Below are 17,946 nucleotides of genomic sequence, written 5' to 3'. Positions count from 1 at the left end.
GCCTGCCCGAGGACGGCAAGGAAGAGAACCCCGTCAACCTCGACCCCCGCATGGCCAAGCTCGCCGGCGGCGTCCACCGTCTCGACGGCCAGCTCATGGTCGTCCTCGACGTCGATCGCGTCCTCGAGCTGAAGACCGAAGTGCAGATGGCTGCCTGACCTTTCACAAAAGACATTTAAGCCGGAGAAACGAGATGAAGACCTGTTTGGTGGTTGACGATTCCAGCATCGTTCGCAAGGTCGCGCGCCGTATCGTCGAAGCGCTGGGCTTCCAGGTCATTGAAGCGGAAGACGGCGTCGAAGCGCTGGTTCACTGCAAGAAGGCGATGCCGGAAGCGATCCTGCTCGACTGGAACATGCCGGTCATGGACGGCTTCCAGTTCCTCGGCACGCTGCGCCGCATGCCCGGCGGCGATGAGCCCAAGGTTGTGTTCTGCACCACCGAGAACGGCATCGACCACATCACCAAGGCGATGGGCGGCGGCGCCAACGAGTACATCATGAAGCCATTCGACAAGGAGATCGTGCTGGCGAAATTCCAGGAGGTCGGACTGGTCGCGCGCGAAGAAGAGACCGCTGCCTGAAAATACACCCGCCAGTAGCGTCAAGAGGTATCCTGTGAACGCGCCCGACTACGAGTATCTGCGTAAGTTGCTGAAAGAGCGCTCCGGTCTCGACCTGTCCGCCGACAAGCAATATCTGATCGAAAGCCGCCTGCTGCCGCTGGCGCGCAAGGCCGGACTCTCCGGCATCCCCGAACTGGTGCAGAAGCTGCAAGGCGGCTCCGGCGCGCTGATCACCAGCGTGGTCGAAGCCATGACCACGAACGAGACCTTCTTCTTCCGCGACAAGGTTCCGTTCGATCATTTCCGCGACACCATCATGCCGGAGATCCTCAAGGCCCGTGCCGCCCGCCGCAGCGTGCGGATCTGGTGCGCCGCGGGCTCGACCGGGCAGGAGCCCTATTCGCTGGCGATGACCCTGAAGGAGATGAGCGCCGCGCTCACCGGATGGCGTGTCGAGATCATTGCGACCGACCTCTCGCAGGAGGTGCTGGAGAAGGCCAAGGCCGGCGTCTACAGCCAGTTCGAAGTGCAGCGCGGCCTGCCGATCCAGATGCTGATGAAATATTTCAAGCAGACCGGCGAGACCTGGCAGGTCAATCCCGAGCTGCGTGCGATGATCCAGCATCGGCAGCTCAATTTGCTGCAGGATTTCTCGCACCTCGGCACCTTCGACGTCATCTTCTGCCGCAACGTGCTGATCTATTTCGACCAGGAGACCAAGATCAACATCTTCAGCCGCCTGGCGCGGCAGATCGAGCCCGACGGCTTCCTGGTGCTCGGGGCTGCGGAAACCGTGGTCGGACTGACCGATACGTTCAGGCCGATCGCGGATCGCCGCGGTCTCTACAAGCCGAACGATCCGCGTGCCGCGGCGGCCAAGCCGGCTGCGGAGGCGCCGCGGATGGCGGCGATGGCAGGACGATAGTATGGCCGAGGACGGCAAGGGCGCAGAGCGCGTCACATTCAGTCGGGGCTATGATGTCTGCATCATGGCCATCGACGGCACGTGGCGCCGCGATTGCACCCTCAATGCGATCTCCGACACCGACGCCATCCTCACGGTTGAAGGTTCGATCCAGGGGCTGAACCTGAAAGAATTCTTCCTGCTGCTGTCGTCCACGGGCCTTGCCTACCGCCGCTGCGAGCTGGTGCGCGTCAACGGCGCCGAGATGGACATCCAGTTCCTGCGCGGCAAGAACCGCAAGAAGCGCGGCCCTGCCGGCGGCCATGACGCGGCGGCGTGAGCGCAACGCGCGCTGTGCGGCCGTTGCTGGCGCTTTGCTTCACATTTTCTGAAAACATCCGAACGAATTCGTAGACCTCGCTTTACGCGGCCTAAGCGCGGGACGTGTATCGATAGCAGGTCGCAATTTCAGAGGCCGGCCATGCCAAGAAGCTCTCTTTCTCCTATCCCGTCAAACCTGTCCGACGCCGCCGAACGGCGCGCGCTTCAGCTTCTGGTGATCGATGACGACGCCACCCAGCGCAGCCTGATCACGGTCGCCGCCAAACAGGCCGGCCACGAAGTCGCGGTTGCGCCGTCGGTCGCGGAGGCCATCGAAAAGCTGCGCGGCGCGCGCTTCGACTGCGTCACGCTCGATCTCGTGCTGGAGGATGGCGATGGCATCGAGGTGCTGCGCGAGATGGCGGCGGCGAAATTCTCAGGCTCGGTGATCGTGATTAGCGGCATGGACGGCAAGCGCCGCAGCGCTGCCCGCAGCTTCGCCCGTTCCGTCGGGATCGAGCTTCAGAGCCTGCCGAAGCCGCTGGATCTCGCGGCGCTGCGCATCAGCCTCGCCAATCTCGGCAAGACGGCGATGGGGCTGCCGACGATCCACACCTGGGGCGGCGTCGCCACCGACGCGATCGTGGAGCGGCACCGCGCCTGAGGCGCGGAGCTGCCGCGTCATCGGCTACGGCAAATCGGCTGCGCCGATCCCGGCCTATGCTGGATTGCCGGATTCCGACAAGCGCTGAAGGGCTTGGCCGAGCTCCGCCCGGCAGGCATTGAGGGCGGCGCTCGCCGTGGCATAACGGGGCGTGACGTCGTCGAGCACGACAATCTCGGTGGAACCCGGGTCGCCACTCACGATAGCGCTGTCGTCCTCGGGCTCCATCGCCGCGTCGATCAGGCGCATGCTGATGTCGATGCGGGCGATCAGGGAGCGAAGTTCGGCCGCGATCAGCTGACGGCTGTCCGTTTCAGCCATCGCCGCGAGCGGGGGTGTGCCTGCGTAATTTAGCATGGATATTCTCCGTCCCCCGCAATAAGGCACCTCAGCGCTACTTGTGCGTTAAGTTCATGTCCCGTACAAATGCGGGTGGGCCGAATCTGCGCCGAAAGCCATAACGTCAGGCGCGGACGCGAGTCCTTCAATGCCGGCGTGGCTTGGCGAATGGACGTGGCACATGGTCGAACAAAGCTCCCGTGGCGAGATCTTCGTGGTCGATGACGACCCTGCTGTTCGCGACACCCTGTCGATGGTGTTGAAGGCAGCGGGCTATGAGGTGATCTGTTTTGCGGACGGCGCAGCATTGTTGTCAGTCGCGCGAAGCCGCACACCGGCTGCGATTCTGCTCGACGTGCATATTCCCGGAAAGTCGGGTCTCGACATTCTGAAAGAGCTGCACGGCGAGGACTATCCGGCCCCGATCTTCATGATCTCCGGACAAGGGGACATCGCGATGGCGGTCGGCGCCATCAAGAGCGGCGCGCTCGACTTCATCGAGAAGCCATTCCGTGGCAGCGAGATCGTCGGCCGGCTGGACGAGGCGATCGGCGCCTATGCACGCAGGCAGGCAGAGAACGCGTCACCGAAATTCGGCTCGCTGCATTTCCCCGGACGCGAGCCGTTGACCCGCCGGGAGCGCGAGGTGCTGGAGCAGTTCGCTGCCGGTGCCTCCAACAAGGAGGCCGGCCGCACGCTCGGCATCAGCCCGCGCACCATCGAGGATCACCGCGCCAACATCATGAAGAAGCTCGGCGCCCGCAATGCCGCCGACCTGATCCGCATCGTGATGACCGCGGCCCAGCGCGCATCGTAGTTTACGCGCGAGATGCCGTAGGGTGGGCAAAGGCGCTCTTGCGCCGTGCCCACGTCTTTTCATCAAATAGGCAAGACGTGGGCACGCTTCGCTTTGCCCACCCTACGGGACCCACGGAAGCTCGCTCCTCAACCGCCCAGCGCCTTGCGGATGATCCGCGCCAGATCCGATTTGCGATAGGGTTTTGCCAGCAGCAGCACGCCTGAATCCAACCGGCCGTGATGGATGATCGCGTTCTCGGTGTAGCCCGACGTATAGACCACCCTGAGGCCCGGACGCGTCTTCAGCACCTCGTCGGCGAGCTGCCGCCCGTTCATCTTGCCCGGCATGATCACGTCGGTGAACAGCAGGTCGAACGGTTCTCCGGCGGCGACGATCGCCAGCGCTTCCGCGGCGTTGGCGGCCTGCAGGGTGACGTAGCCGAGCGAGTGCAGCTGCGCCAGCACATATTCGCGCACCAGCCGGTCGTCCTCGACCACGAGGATGGTCTCGTGTCCGCCCTCGACTGCAACAGGCGTCACGCCGTCGCCCACGGCCGTGGGCGTCTTACCCGGCGGCAGATACATCTTGATCGTCGTGCCGTGGCCTTCCTCGCTGTAGATCTTGATGTGGCCGGCGGACTGCTTGATGAACCCGTAGACCATCGAGAGACCGAGCCCGGTGCCCTTTCCCGGGCCCTTCGAGGTGAAGAAGGGATCGAACACGCGCGGCAGCATGTGGGAGGGAATGCCGGTTCCGGTGTCGCTCACCGCGATCAGCACGTAATGTCCGGGCGGGACATCATTGGCGCTGGCATAGACCTCGTCGAGATAGGCCGCGCCGGTCTCCACGATCAGCTTGCCGCCGCCGGGCATCGCGTCGCGGGCGTTGAGTGCGAGGTTGAGGATGGCCGTGGTGAGCTGGTTCGGATCGACGACGGCGACGCAGCTCTCGTCCTCGAACACGGATTCGATCTGGATCTGCTCGCCAAGCGTCGGTCGCAGCAGCTTTGCAGTGTCGATGATCAGCGAGTTGATGTCGATCTCGCGTGGCTGGAGCGGCTGCTTGCGTGCAAAGGCGAGCAGATGCTGGGTCAGTTCGGCGCCGCGGCCGGCAGCCTCGTCGATCATCTTGGTGATCGCCGCAAGCCCCGGGTCCTTGGCGACCGCATCGGCCAGGATTTCGATCGTTCCGGTGATGACGGTGAGGATGTTGTTGAAATCATGTGCCACGCCGCCGGTGAGCTGGCCGACTGCCTCCATCTTCTCGGCGTGGCGGATGCGTTCCTCGGAAGCGATCTTCTCGGTGAGGTCGCGGTAGAACGAATTCAAGAACACGCCTTCGCGCTGCCGGAGCGCCGTGGCGCTCAGCTCGGCCGTGAATTCCTTGCCGTCGCGCCGCCGCACGAGGAGTTCGCGCCGGGGGCTGGGTAGTGTTTGTTCCCCGGATTCAAGAAAGAGCTGGACTCTGGCCAAGGCTCCTTCCCGTTCGCTGGGGGCAATAAAGAGATTCAGTGCATTCCTGCCGATGGCCTCGTGACGCGGCCAGCCGAACAGCTTCTCGGCCTGCGAGTTCCAGATCAGGATGGTACCGACATGGTCGGTCTGGACGAAGGCGTCGAGCGCGGTCTCGACGATGTTGCGCGCGAGCTGCTCGCTGTCACGCAAGGACACGGCGGCCAATCTCGCCTCGGTCATGTCGCGGCCGACAAAGAAGAAGCGCTTGACCCGATCGGACCAGCTGCCGAGCCAGGACAGCCAGACTTCGCGCCCGTCCTTGTGGATGCAGCGGGTGTCGGCGAGCTTGGGATGCCCGCCGCGCCGGAGCTCGCGCATCTCCTCGCGGGATTGCTCGAGATGGTCGGGATGAATGAAATCGATGCCGGTGTGACCGATCATCTCGTCGGGCCGGTAGCCGAGAATGGTCTCGCAGCTCGGACTGATCTGCACGATCTCGCCATGCGAGTTCATGATCATGATCAGGTCCTGCGAGGTGTCGAACAGCTGCCGTCGCTCTTCCAGTTGCTGCTGCAACGCCCGCTCCGCGCGCCGCCCGTCGGTCAGACTGCGTGCAGATCCGGAAACGCCGATGATCTCGCCGGAGGGTCCCCTGATCGGCGACAGGCTCAGCGAGATTTCGACCGGCGTGCCGTCCTTGCGCAGCCGGACCGTCTCGAAGCGTTCGATCGGCTGGCCTCTCGAGATCCGCGCCAAATAGTCCCTGCCCTGCTCGCGGCGGTCGGGCGGGACGATGATCGCGGTGGATTGTCCGATGGCTTCACTCGCCTGATATCCATAGAGACGTTCGGCGGCGGGATTCCACCCGGTGATGATGGCATCGAGCGATTGCATCACGATCGCATCGTCGGATGATTCCACGGCGGCGCTGAACAGGAGCTCGCGCGCCGCATGATGGCTGCGCGCGGCCTCGGTACGGCGATGCTCCTCAACCTCGCGTTCGAGCGCGGCTGCTTTCGTGCGCGTCTCCTCGACCATCCGGGCAAAGGCCCGCGCCAGCGCGCCGGTCTCGCCGGGCGCATCGACCGGAATGTCCGCCGGCTGTCCGTTGCCGATCGCTTCCACAGCCGCGGTCAGGCGGGCGATCGGGTGCGTCAATGAGCGTGCGAACAGCACGGCGAGCAAAGCTGCGGCGAGGACGGCGAGCATGCCGACCAGCAGCGACGTCTTTTGAATCGCGGCAGGTACGCGGCCGAAGACCGCCGGAGGAATCGTCTCGATGATCGCGACCCAATCCGCATCGGCGAGCAGCGCCGGCGCCATTGCCGCGCCACTCGTCCGGCCGGACTCATCGGTGGTGAGCCGGGTCGACGCGTCCCGGATGCCCGCCATGGCCGCAAAGAAAGGAAAATCATCACGCCAGTTGGTGGGGCGGCCGCGCAATGAGCCGAACTCTCGCGCGCGATCGGGATGAACGAGATAGTCGCCGCGCGCGTTCACGACGAAAATCTCGCCGCCTGAACTCGCCGTCGAGCGGACGCGATCGAGCGCCGGACGCATGTCGATATTGGCGATGATGATGCCGAACGGCTTGCCGTCGGGCGCGAACAATGGCGTTGCGACCCGCAGAGTCGGAATGTGCAACTCCGTGGTCCCGCCCCGTTGGGTCGCCAGATCGATCGGCGAGACATAAATCTCGCCCGGCGCCAGTCGGATCGTTTCTCGAAAATAGGCGCGATCGCTCTTGTGCTCCAGTTCGCTGTTGGGGATGATCCGCGCTGTCCCGTTCGGGCCGGAGCGATCGACCCGGACCAATTCGCGCTGGTCGTCGTCAACGCCGATGATGCGAAACTGCCCGTAGCTGGGTTTGGCCTCGATTTCGGCTGCCAGTCGCGCCGCGATGCGATCGCGCCAGGTCTGCTCGGACACGCCGTCAAGCGCGTCAATTCCTCCGCCGATGTGAGCGCGGATCAGGCCGTTGATGGCCGCGGCGGAGCGGTAGCCGGTCAAATCGCCGCGCGCCCCGGCAACGTAGGATTCAAGATTGCTGGCCAGCAGCCGTGACTGGGCTTCGACCCGCTCCAGCACGCGCGGAATGACGGCTTGCGTGATGTTGCGATAGCCCAGCCAACCGACTGCCGCCACCGTCACCGCCACCAGCAGAATCATTGCGACGGCCAGTCGTGTTGCGAGCGTCACGGGAATCCTTGCAGGATCCCGTGGATGGTCGCGCCTGTTCTGGCCTCGGGCGGCGGAGGGGCTCCCGTCATCGGCGGCTGGCATTGACATCGGACCCCTCCGACTCGCCTGCCCTCAGGCAATTGTCGACTGCCGCCAGCAGTGCATCGGCCCTGAACGGCTTCTGCAGGCTCGCGACCGCGCCGAGCTTGGTTGCCATCTTCAGGAAGTCCGGCTCGGCATAGACATCAGGCGTGACCGACCGGCCGGAAATGACAATGATCGGAATGGCAGGTCTCAGCGCCCGGACGTGGCGCATGGTCTCCAGCCCGTCCATGCCGGGCATGAAGATGTCGAGGAACAGCAGGTCGAACGGGTTGCCCTCGAACAGAGCGAGCCCCCTGTGGCCGTCGCCGGCGACGGTCACGTGGTGGCCGGCCCGCTCCAACAGCAGCCGGATTGTCAACTGAACGGCCGGGTCGTCATCCACGATGAGGATGTTGGCCACGCTAAAACCTCCGGACCGGATGGGATGCTCCCAGCGGCCCAAATCAAAGCTCCAAATACGAAATTGTTGCGCGGATTCCGCCCGCCCCGCAAGCACTTCGCGGTGGGCTTGGCCGGAGTCGCCCGATATTGCGCCGCACCTTGAGGTATGCACGCCTGCATGCATGCCTGGGGTTCACCCCGCTACCGGTGCCTTGCGAGACGTGGACCGCCTGTGGGAAGAGCAGGGCGAGCTTCCCGACGGACGAGGACAATGACCAAAACAAGGAAGAAAACACCCGACCAGCTCCGCAGCGCGCGCTGGTTCGCGCCCGACGATCTCCGCTCGTTCGGCCACCGTTCCCGCGCCATGCAGATGGGCTACGCGCCCGAGGAGTGGAAGGACCGTCCTGTTATCGCGATCCTCAACACCTGGTCGGACGCCCAGCCCTGCCACATGCATTTCAAGTCGCGCGTCGACGACGTCAAGCGCGGCATTCTGATGGCTGGCGGCCTGCCGCTGGAATTGCCGGCGCTGTCGCTGTCGGAATCGCTGCTGAAGCCGACCACCATGCTCTATCGCAATCTGCTGGCGATGGATGCCGAGGAGCTGCTGCGCAGCCATCCCGTCGATGGCGTGGTGCTGATGGGCGGCTGCGACAAGACCACGCCGGCGCTGCTGCTGGGCGCGACCTCGATGAACCTCCCGGCGATCTATCTGCCGGCAGGCCCGATGCTGCGCGGCAACTGGAAGGGCAAGACGCTCGGCTCCGGCTCCGACGGCTGGAAATATTGGGACGAGCGCCGCGCCGGAAAGATCTCCGACAAGGACTGGCTCGACATCGAGGCCGGCATCGCCCGCAGCTACGGCACCTGCATGACCATGGGCACGGCCTCGACCATGACCGCGATCGCGGAAGCGATCGGCATGACATTGCCGGGCGCCTCCTCGATTCCCGCCGCCGATGCCAACCACATCCGCATGGCCTCTGAGTGCGGCCGCCGCATCGTCGAGATGGTGTGGGAGGATCTGACGCCGAAGGTGATCCAGACCCGCAAAGCCTTCGAGAACGCGATTGCGGTTGCGATGGCGATGGGCTGCTCGACCAACGCGATCATCCATCTGATCGCGCAAGCCCGTCGTGCCGGCCAGGACGTCGGGCTCGACGATTTCGAGAAGGCCAGCCGCAAGGTGCCTGTGATCGCCAATGTCCGTCCGAGTGGCGAGGCCTATCTGATGGAGGATTTCTTCTATGCCGGCGGACTGCCGGCGCTGATGGGCCAGATCAAGGACCATCTGCATCTCGACTGCATCACGGTGACGGGCCAGACGCTGGGCGAAAATATCGACGGCGCCGAGGTGCACAATGCCGACGTGATCCGCACCACTGCCAACCCCATCTACATGGAAGGCGCGCTCGCCGTGCTCAAGGGCAATCTCGCGCCCGACGGCTGCGTCATCAAGCCGAGCGCCTGTGCGCCGCGCTTCCTCAAGCACACCGGGCCGGCGCTGGTATTCGACGATTATCCGGCGATGAAGAAGGCGGTCGACGACCCCGACCTCGACGTCACCGAGGACCATATCCTCATCCTGCGCAATGCGGGCCCCCAAGGGGGACCCGGCATGCCGGAATGGGGCATGCTGCCGATTCCGACAAAGCTCGTGAGGCAGGGCGTGCGCGACATGGTGCGTATCTCGGACGCGCGCATGAGCGGCACCAGCTACGGCGCCTGCATCCTGCACGTCGCGCCGGAGTCCTATATCGGCGGGCCCTTAGCGCTGGTGCAGAACGGCGACCGCATCACGCTCGACGTCGCGGCGCGCACCATCAATCTCGATGTACCGGAAGCCGAGCTCGAAAAACGCCGTGCCGCCTGGAAGCAGCCCGAGCGCCGCTTCGAGCGCGGCTATGGCTGGATGTTCACCAGGCACATCAAGCAGGCCAATGACGGCTGCGACTTCGATTTTCTCGAGACCGGTTTCGGCGCGCCGATCGGCGAGCCGTCGATTTACTGAGGGACGCACATGTCAAAGCTTTCCGAAACCACCCGCAACAAGCTCAAATCCGTCTCGACCGCGACCGTCGCAACCGCTTTGTTCAAGCGTGGCCTGCGCATCCAGATGATCCAGGACGTGCGTCCTGTCGGCCCGGACAAGCCGACCATGGTCGGCGAGGCCTTCACGCTGCGCTACATGCCGGCGCGTGAGGATCTCAACACCATCGACGTGTTCAGGGATCGCTCGCATCCGCAGCGCAAGGCGGTGGAGGATTGCCCGCCCGGCGCCGTGCTGGTGATGGACAGCCGCAAGGACGCGCGTGCGGCCTCGGCCGGCGCGATCCTGGTGACGCGTCTGATGAAGCGCGGTGTCGCCGGCGTCGTCACCGACGGTGGCTTTCGCGATTCCGCGGAGATCGCCAGGCTCGGCATTCCCGCCTACCACCATCGCCCCTCGGCGCCGACCAACCTGACGCTGCATCAGGCGATCGAAATCAACGTGCCGATCGGCTGCGGCGACGCGCCGGTGTTTCCCGGCGACGTCATTCTCGGTGATGCCGACGGCGTGATCGTCATTCCCGCACATCTCGCTGACGAGATCGCCAATGAGACGTTCGAGATGACCGCGTTCGAGGATTTCGTCACGGAGGAAGTCGGCAAGGGCCGCGGTATCTTTGGGCTCTATCCCGCGACCGATCCGCAGACGCTGACCGATTTCGCGGAATGGCGGAAGAAGACCGGGAGGTAGTTGTCCCCTCGTCGTCCTGGATTTCGCCAGGACGACGATAGAAGTTAAGCTTCCGCCATCCCCGTCGCCCACAGCGCAAAAGCGTAGACGATCGCGACTTCATCGAGCCGGTCGAATCGCCCCGAGGCACCGCCATGGCCGGCGCCCATGTTGGTGCGCAGCAGCACCGGGCCGCCGCCGGTCATGGTCGCGCGCAGGCGCGCGATCCATTTGGCGGGCTCCCAATAGGTGACGCGCGGATCGGTCAATCCGCCCATCGCCAGGATCGCGGGATAGTCCTTTGCCGCGACATTGTCGTAGGGCGAGTAGGACAGGATGGTGCGGAAATCCGTCTCGCTCTCGATCGGATTGCCCCATTCCGGCCATTCCGGCGGCGTCAACGGCAGCGTGTCGTCGAGCATGGTGTTGAGCACATCGACGAACGGGACCTCGGCGACGATGCCCGCGAACAATTCGCCGGCGCGGTTGGCGACCGCGCCCATCAGCATGCCGCCGGCCGAGCCGCCATGGCCGACGATGCGTTTCGCGCTGGTGTATTTCGCGTCGATCAGCGCGCGGGCGCTTGCGGCGAAATCGTCGAACGAGTTGGTCTTCTTCTCGCGCTTGCCGTCGAGATACCAGCCCCAGCCCTTGTCGGCGCCGCCGCGGATATGAGCGATGGCGTAGACGAAACCGCGATCGACCAGCGACAGCCGGTTGGCGTTGAACGAGGCCGGCATCGCCATGCCGTAGGAGCCGTAGCCGTAGAGCAGCAGCGGCGCGGTGCCGTCGAGCTTGAGCCCGCGACGATAGAGGATCGACACCGGCACCTCGGCGCCGTCATGCGCCTTCGCCATGATGCGGGTGGTGACGTAATCCGCCGCATCATGGCCCGACGGGATCTCCTGCCGCTTGCGAAGCACGCGCGTGCGCTTGACCATGTCGTAGTCGTAGACTTCCGATGGCGTCGTCATCGACGAATAGGAGAAGCGCAAGTTGGTCGTCTCGAATTCATAGGAGCCCATCGTGTCGAGCGAATAGGCGGCCTCGTCGAAGGCGATGGCGTGCTCCTCCTTGCTGGTGAGATCGCGGATCACAACCGACGGCAGGGCATTGGCCCGCTCCAGCCGCACCAGATGGCCGGCATAAAGATCGAGGTCGATGATGTAGATGCCCGGACGATAGGGGATCAGGTCGCGCCAGTTCTTGCGCTCGGGCGCGCCGAGCGGGGCAGTGACGATCTTGAAGTCGATGGCATCATCGACATTGGTGAGGATGAACAGCTCGTCGCCGCGATCGGCCAGCGAATATTGCACGCCTTCCTCGCGCGCCGCGACCAGACGCGGCGGCGCCTCGGGGTCGGCCAGATCGATCAGCCGCTGCTCCGAGGTCTCGTGATCGCCGCCGGCGATGACGCAGAAGCGGCCGCTGGTGCTTTCGTGCAGATGGGTGAACCAGCCGGCATCCTGCTCCTCATAGACGAGGGTGTCGTCGGCCTGCCTGGTGCCGAGCCTGTGCCGCCACACCTGCATCGGGCGATGATTGTCGTCGAGCTTCACATAGAAGAAGCTCTTGCCGTCCGCGGCCCAGACCACGCCGCCATCGGTCTCCTCGACGAGATCGTCGAGATCCTTCCCCGTGGCCCAGTCGCGCACGCGAATCGAAAAATATTCCGAGCCCTTGGTGTCGGCGCTCCAGGCCTGCAGCTTGTGATCGCCCGAGTGGCGGCTGCCGCCGAACTTGAAATATTTGTGATCCCTTGCCAGTGCGTCGCCGTCGAGCACGATATGTTCGACGCCGCCGTCACGCGGCATGCGGCCGAACAGCTCGTGCTGCCCGCCCTCGCGAAACCTGCGGAAATAGGCGAACGGCCCGTCGGGCGAGGGCACGCTGGAATCGTCTTCCTTGATCCGTCCGCGCATCTCGCGCACCAGCGTCTTCTGCAAGCCGGCCGTGTGCCCGAGCAGGCTTTCGGTATAGCCGTTCTCCTCGTCCAGGTATTTGCGGATATCGGGATCGAGCACCTTCGGGTCGCGCAGCACCTCCTGCCATTTCGCGTCCTTCAGCCAGGCATAGTCGTCGGTCACGGTGATGCCGTGCCGGGTGAAGGAATGCGGCCCGCGCGGGGCGACGGGGGCGGTCGGTGTCGTGCTGGCGGATTTGGGCAAATCGATCCTCGAGATAGGGGCATGTCTTGTCCCTATATCAGATCGAATGTGGGGGATTTAAAGAAGGACGATAAGGATGTGAGGCTCAGGTCTTGCCACACATTCCGCCGTCGTCCCGGCTTTGTCCGGGACGACAGTGGAGTTTGTGGCGGGTTACACCGCCACCTGCTCGCCGAGATACGACACCGCCGCCTCGAGCCCGCCCTTGCCGTGCGGGATCTTCAGCGCGTTCAGGCCGACCTCGATGACGCCGAGCGTGCCGAGCAGCATCGGCGCGTTGACATGGCCCATATGGGCGATGCGGAAGGCCTGTCCCGAGAGGTCGCCGATGCCGGTGCCGAGCACCACGCCGCACTTCTCCTTGCAATAGCGCTGCAGCACCGCCGGATCGTGGCCCGTGGTCATGGTCACGGTGGTCACAGTGTTGGAGCGCTCATGCGGTTCGGCGACGTTGAAGCCGAGCACCTGGCCTTCCGACCAGACGCCGACCGCGCGGCGCGTGGCTTCGCCGAGCAGGGCGTGGCGGCGGAAGGCGTTCTCCAGGCCTTCCTCATGCAGCAGGTCGATGGCCTGGCGCAGCGCGAACAACAGATGCACCGGCGCGGTGCCGGCATATTTGCGATAATGCTCGGCGCCCTCGCGCTCGCTCCAGCTCCAATAGGGCGTCGCCATGTTCGCCTTTTTGTGCGCTTCGAGCGCACGCGCATTGGCTGAGACGAAGCCGAGGCCGGGCGGCGTCATCAGGCCCTTCTGCGAGCCGGACATCGCGACGTCGACGCCCCATTTGTCCATCTCGAACGGCATGCAGCCGAGCGAGGCGACGGTGTCGACCATGTACAGCGCAGGATGGCCGGCCGCCTTGATCGCCTTGCCGATCGCCTCGATATCGTTCTGCACACCCGAGGCGGTGTCGATCTGGACGACGACGACGGCCTTGATCTTGTGATCGGTGTCGCGGCGCAGGCGCTCCTCGACCTCGTGCGGCCGCACCGCGCGGCGCCAGTCGCCCTTGAGCACCTCGACCTCGGCGCCCATCAGCGCCGCCGCATTGCCCCAGCCGATCGCGAAGCGTCCGCTCTCCAGCACCAGCACCTTGTCGCCGCGAGACAGCACGTTGCTCAGCGCCGCTTCCCAGGCGCCGTGACCGTTGGCGATATAGATGTAGGACTTGCCCTTGGTCGAAAACAGCTTGCCGATGTCCCGGATCAGGCTCTCGGTCAGCTCGTTCATCTGTTTGGAGTAGATGTCGATCGCCGGACGATGCATGGCCTGCAGCACCGCGTCGGGCATCGTGGTGGGCCCGGGGATGGCCAGAAATTCCCGGCCCGCGCGAACGGTCATTGCTATCGTCCTTGTGTCGTGAAGACTGTCTGGTGGGTCGCTGATTTGTTCTTTTACGCGGCCGGGCGGTTCGAGAAAAGTACGGAAAACGCAGCCCTGACGGCCCCTATCGTTTGGTCTCGCGACAGCCGGCGGCTTCGGCCTCTTCGACCGAGCAGAACCAGCGGGTGCCCTTGCTGATCTTCATCTTGATCTGGGTGTACCAGCGGCTGGTCGGGGTGTGGTAGATGCACTCGCCCGCTGTGTTGACGTTACCCTTGATGGTGCAGTCGGGCGATGGCGCGACCGGCCCCGAGGCCGAGGCGAGCAGCACCGCATGGGCACCTTCCGGCGGCTTGGTGGCGCCCAGAACCGCGGTCTTCTTGTTGCGTACGCGCCAGTCCCAGGGGGCGATGAAGGCGCCCTGCCACATTCCGGCCTTTGCCTCACGCGCGACGGCCTCATCGGCCTCGTAGTCCTTCGAGACGCGGACATAGGCCAGCGCCCAGCCGTTGCGCACCAGCCATTTCTGGATGTCCTCGCCGCCGACCTCGCAGCGCGCCACGGTGCGGCCGCGCCGATCGATCGAGCGGGGATGACAGACCCAGGTCTTGCCCTCGGCAAATTTGGCGAGCTCGTCGCGCGCGGCGACGCCGCAGGTCCAGCGCTCGCTCTTGGTGTTGAGGCAGAGCTGGTCGGCCGAGGGCGCGTCGATGCCGCCGAGCCGGATCCGCGTGGTGCCGATCAGGACGGAATCGCCGTCGCGGACCTTTGCGGTGCCGGTGATGTCGGCGGCCAGCGCCAGCGAGGGCAAGCTGAGCAAAGACAGCGCAATCAGGAATTTTCGCAACATGCCGGTCCGCTTGTCTGGAAGCACCTCGATAAGCCGCGCAATTGTGGTCGGCTTTAGGCTATCGGGCCAGCATATGCCTCACTACGAGGCTTTCAACTTCCCGTCATTGCGGGGGCTCACCCCCGTGCCATCGCCCGCTTCGCCACCGCCAGCCCCATCAGCACGAAGGCCGACGTCACCTCCGGTCCGCCGACCAGGATCCGCGTTGGCGTCTTCATCTTGTTCCATTCATAGGCGCGGAACGGACCGCGGCGGCCGCCTTCGCCAAGGCCCGCGACGATCACGTTCAACGCCGGCGCGAAGGCGCGCGGGTCGGCGCCGAGATGGCCGAGCGCGATCAGCGCCAGCGCCGCGTCGAACACGTTCATCTCGGCGGCCATCAGTTCGCCCTTGACGTAGGACAGCACGCGATGGCGGATGAAATCGAAATCGCCGGCGGGATCGATCGCGGCCTGCGCGCTGAGCGGCAGCGCCAGGAAGGCCGCATAGCAGCGGCCGAAATAGGCGCTGTAGAGTTCCGGCAGATAGTAGATATGCGCGCGCGGATTGGAAAAGGCGCCGCTCGCCGCCAAGCGCTTCTGAAAGCCGATGATGCGATGCACGGTGGCGAGCCGCGTCGGCGTCTCCAGGATCTTCCAGCGCGCCAGGTTGCGAAAGCTCACCTCGAGAATGTCGAGATTGAGCGTCGGATCGAGATCGTTGCCGTAGGGCCGCTCGCCGGCGAGATTGTCGATCCAGGTCGCAATGCCGCCCTCATAGTCGATGAGGTCGTTGAGCGGCACCGTCACGCGCGGCTCGTTGACGCCGGCATGCACCTGGTAGCCCGCGTAGAAATCGAGCAGCGGCTGGTCGATGATGGGATCGGTGCAGCCGGCCTGCGTCGCCGCCGAGATCGAGCATGCCGTGGTGTCACAGTCAGGCACATAGATGCCGAAGCCGAGATCCTGCTTGATCTGCGCGAAATAGCGCGAAAAGCGCGGATGCGGCGCCGGCGCCAGCGCGGTGATGACATTGAAGCGTGCCCCGCCGGCGCCCTCGACTTCTTCGCGGCTAACATTGACGCAGAAATCGACCATGTCGGCGATGGCGCGCTCCGCTCCCGTCTTCTCCGCCGGTGACGCCAGCCCGGTCTCGACATAGCTGAGCAATGCCTCGATGAAGAACGCGTCGTAATAGGCCGAGCGGTGACGGATCTGCACCGGTTCCCACATCGGCTCGGCGATGCCTTTCCAGGGTGGATTGACCACGGCGGCCGCGGGCGAGCGCGCAATGAAGACGCGCGCGAGGTTGAACAGCAGCGACGAATTCTTGTAGCCGCGCGCATTCAGTCCGGTGAGCGCCATGATCAGTTCGCGCCCGCGGACATCAGGGTCGCCGATCAGGTTGAAGGCCGCATAGGTCGGCAGGAAACCGTTCTTGCCGTAAGAGCCGAGCAGATGCTGCGCGCAATCGCGGATCAGGCCGTCGATCCGCGCGGGCACGGGCATCGCGCCCGCGAACGCGGCCGGCGGCGGCTTTGGATGGTCGAGCGCGATGCTGTCGACGAGCTCGGCCACGGGCTGGCCGACCGCGGCCCAGTCGGGCTCGGCATCGTCGCGAGCGCGCACCAGGGCCTCGCGCAGCCGGGCGAGCCTCGCCTCGTCGCGCAGCTCGCTGAGGCCGGCGCGACGCAGCAGCACCCGCAGCGCGGGGTTGCCGAGCGCGGTCTTGTAGAATTTGGCCAGATGCGGATCGCCGCTGGCGGGTGCAGACAATACGGGATCGCAGACGTCATAAAGGGAGGGGCCGTCTTTCCGGGCCATCAGCGCCCGGCACGCGGCCCCTGCGAAATAATGAAAGCTCATGAAATACCTGGTCGCGGGGGACTCATCCGGAGGCCAGCTCGATCGCCCATCCCCCGCAAGTCGTTGAAAAAGCTACCCGGATTCGCAGGAAATACAAATGTGACGAAAGTCACGGAAATATCCCGCACAAGGGCTGCATGATCGTGCCCCGGAAGGTTACGGGGACGCCAGAAAGGGAGACTTCGAGGTCGCTTAATTAACTAATATATTCAGTGGCTTATATCAATTTTGAGGCGATCTATTGCCGGGCCGGCGATCTCGGGTTAAGGGTTTGTTTGGTGCGGCGCCGCAAATTGCGCGCAATTCGGGGGCACTCCCCCGGCCAATCCCTCAAACCGAAAGACGCCATCGCGCTACTCAAACAGTGTGCGCGCGCTTGGCAGGTCTTTGGCACCGACAGGAATGAACCGAGATGAATGTAAGGCAGCTCGACATTTCCAGACGCTCGATTGCGCTCGCCGCGGCCCTCATCGGCACGGTGTCGCTGGCGATCGGCGCCCATGCTGCCCTCAACATGCGCGCGCTCGACGCTGCCAAGGCGGTCACGACCGATCAGGTCGCGGGCTCCGTCGGCCAGACCTCGCGCCTCGCGCTCGTCATCGGCAATGGCCACTATCCCGACGCCAACGCACCGCTGACGCAGTCGATCAATGACGCGCGCGCGCTGTCCTCGACGCTGCGCAAGAACGGTTTTGACGTCGACATGGTGGAAGACGCCAGCAAGGACGACATGGTCCGCGCCGTCAACCGCCTGAAGTCCCGCATCAAGCGCGACACCGTCGTCATGCTGTTCTTCGGCGGCTATGGCGTGCAGGCCGGCCGCGAGAGCTACATGCTGCCGGTCGACGCCGTGATCTGGAAGGAAAGCGATGTTCGCCGCCAGGGCGTCTCGATCGAGAGCGTGCTCGACATGATGAAGCAGCAGGGCGCCAAGGCCAAGCTCGTCGTCGTCGATGCGTCCCGCCGCAATCCCTACGAGCGCCGCTTCCGGTCCTATTCGCACGGTCTTGCGCCGATCGGCACGCCCGACAACGCGCTGATCCTCTCCTCGGCTTCGCCCGGCAAGGTCGTCGACGACGGCAAGGGCGAGCACTCGACGCTGGTCAGCGAGCTCCTGAACAATCTCAACAGCCAGAGCCAAGGCAGCGCGGAAAGCGTCTTCAACAAGACCCGCGTCGCCATCTCCCGCGCCTCCGAGGGCGATCAGGTCCCGACCGTCTCCTCCTCGCTGCTCGAGGACGTCAGCTTCAACGAAGCCGGCGGGTAGGTTTTAGCGGCGAACGTTGCCACGCAACGAGCTCCCGTCGCTCCCGTAGGGTGGGCAAA

At 64.7% G+C, this 17,946-nt stretch carries 15 protein-coding genes and 1 pseudogene; 9 read left to right on the top strand and 7 right to left on the bottom strand.

The features are described from left to right. From G8O24_RS44545 to G8O24_RS32415, 5 genes and pseudogenes are all read left to right on the top strand, one after another. A pseudogene (locus G8O24_RS44545) lies at nt 1-158 on the top strand (chemotaxis protein CheW); the annotation flags it as partial. 35 nt (nt 159-193) lie between these two features. Next, nucleotides 194-583: a response regulator gene (locus G8O24_RS32430; protein WP_188106496.1), complete on the top strand. Its 390-nt coding sequence runs from the start codon at nt 194-196 to the stop codon at nt 581-583. Nucleotides 584-617: 34 nt separating this feature from the next. Next, a complete protein-coding gene (locus G8O24_RS32425) occupies nt 618-1,490 on the top strand; it encodes a CheR family methyltransferase (protein ID WP_188106494.1) in 873 nt (290 codons plus the stop codon). 1 nt (nt 1,491) lies between these two features. Further along, a complete protein-coding gene (locus tag G8O24_RS32420) occupies nt 1,492-1,809 on the top strand; it encodes a PilZ domain-containing protein (protein ID WP_188106492.1) in 318 nt (105 codons plus the stop codon). Nucleotides 1,810-1,950: 141 nt separating this feature from the next. Next, nucleotides 1,951-2,454 carry a response regulator gene (locus G8O24_RS32415; protein WP_188106490.1) on the top strand — a complete coding sequence of 168 codons (504 nt, stop codon included), beginning with the start codon at nt 1,951-1,953 and terminating at the stop codon, nt 2,452-2,454. Between the two features lie 54 nt (nt 2,455-2,508). Here G8O24_RS32415 and G8O24_RS32410 read toward each other — a convergent pair whose 3' ends face one another. Continuing rightward, nucleotides 2,509-2,811: a hypothetical protein gene (locus G8O24_RS32410; RefSeq protein WP_188106488.1), complete on the bottom strand. Its 303-nt coding sequence runs from the start codon at nt 2,809-2,811 to the stop codon at nt 2,509-2,511. Between the two features lie 163 nt (nt 2,812-2,974). Between G8O24_RS32410 and G8O24_RS32405 the strand changes: the two genes are divergently transcribed. Next, on the top strand, nt 2,975-3,610 hold the full coding sequence (locus tag G8O24_RS32405) for a response regulator transcription factor (protein ID WP_128969109.1): 636 nt from the start codon (nt 2,975-2,977) through the stop codon (nt 3,608-3,610). 128 nt (nt 3,611-3,738) lie between these two features. Here G8O24_RS32405 and G8O24_RS32400 read toward each other — a convergent pair whose 3' ends face one another. After that, entirely contained in the window at nt 3,739-7,335 is a 3,597-nt protein-coding gene (locus G8O24_RS32400; RefSeq protein ID WP_188106486.1) for a PAS domain S-box protein, read from the bottom strand. Continuing rightward, complete coding sequence (locus tag G8O24_RS32395) at nt 7,313-7,732, bottom strand: response regulator (protein ID WP_188106484.1); 420 nt, start codon at nt 7,730-7,732, stop codon at nt 7,313-7,315. Before G8O24_RS32395 ends, G8O24_RS32400 begins: the two co-directional genes overlap by 23 nt. A gap of 252 nt (nt 7,733-7,984) precedes the next feature. Between G8O24_RS32395 and araD the strand changes: the two genes are divergently transcribed. Continuing rightward, entirely contained in the window at nt 7,985-9,727 is a 1,743-nt protein-coding gene (araD, locus tag G8O24_RS32390) for an L-arabinonate dehydratase (protein ID WP_188106482.1), read from the top strand. Between the two features lie 9 nt (nt 9,728-9,736). Further along, nucleotides 9,737-10,456 (top strand): ribonuclease activity regulator RraA, encoded by a 720-nt coding sequence (locus G8O24_RS32385; RefSeq protein WP_188106480.1) that lies wholly within the window; start codon nt 9,737-9,739, stop codon nt 10,454-10,456. Nucleotides 10,457-10,500: 44 nt separating this feature from the next. On the opposite strand, the gene G8O24_RS32380 is transcribed toward G8O24_RS32385, so the two are convergent. The 4 genes from G8O24_RS32380 to G8O24_RS32365 form a co-directional block, all read right to left on the bottom strand. After that, complete coding sequence (locus G8O24_RS32380) at nt 10,501-12,603, bottom strand: S9 family peptidase (protein ID WP_188106478.1); 2,103 nt, start codon at nt 12,601-12,603, stop codon at nt 10,501-10,503. Between the two features lie 153 nt (nt 12,604-12,756). Beyond that, on the bottom strand, nt 12,757-13,944 hold the full coding sequence (locus G8O24_RS32375; RefSeq protein ID WP_188106476.1) for a pyridoxal-phosphate-dependent aminotransferase family protein: 1,188 nt from the start codon (nt 13,942-13,944) through the stop codon (nt 12,757-12,759). A 106-nt stretch (nt 13,945-14,050) separates the two neighbouring features. Then, nucleotides 14,051-14,776, bottom strand: coding sequence for a thermonuclease family protein (locus G8O24_RS32370; RefSeq protein WP_188106474.1), 726 nt, complete (start codon nt 14,774-14,776; stop codon nt 14,051-14,053). A 116-nt stretch (nt 14,777-14,892) separates the two neighbouring features. Then, nucleotides 14,893-16,620 carry a hypothetical protein gene (locus G8O24_RS32365; protein ID WP_188106473.1) on the bottom strand — a complete coding sequence of 576 codons (1,728 nt, stop codon included), beginning with the start codon at nt 16,618-16,620 and terminating at the stop codon, nt 14,893-14,895. Nucleotides 16,621-17,032: 412 nt separating this feature from the next. Here G8O24_RS32365 and G8O24_RS32360 point away from each other — a divergent pair, with 412 nt between their 5' ends. Further along, on the top strand, nt 17,033-17,887 hold the full coding sequence (locus G8O24_RS32360; protein ID WP_188106471.1) for a caspase family protein: 855 nt from the start codon (nt 17,033-17,035) through the stop codon (nt 17,885-17,887). The last annotated feature ends 59 nt before the right edge of the window (nt 17,888-17,946 follow it).

Origin of the sequence: Bradyrhizobium campsiandrae, assembly GCF_014529705.1 — a bacterium.
In the GTDB taxonomy this organism is placed as follows: Bacteria; Pseudomonadota; Alphaproteobacteria; order Rhizobiales; family Xanthobacteraceae; genus Bradyrhizobium; species Bradyrhizobium campsiandrae.
Note: the sequence above shows the minus strand (reverse complement) of the source record. Positions and strands in the feature narration are given on the sequence as shown.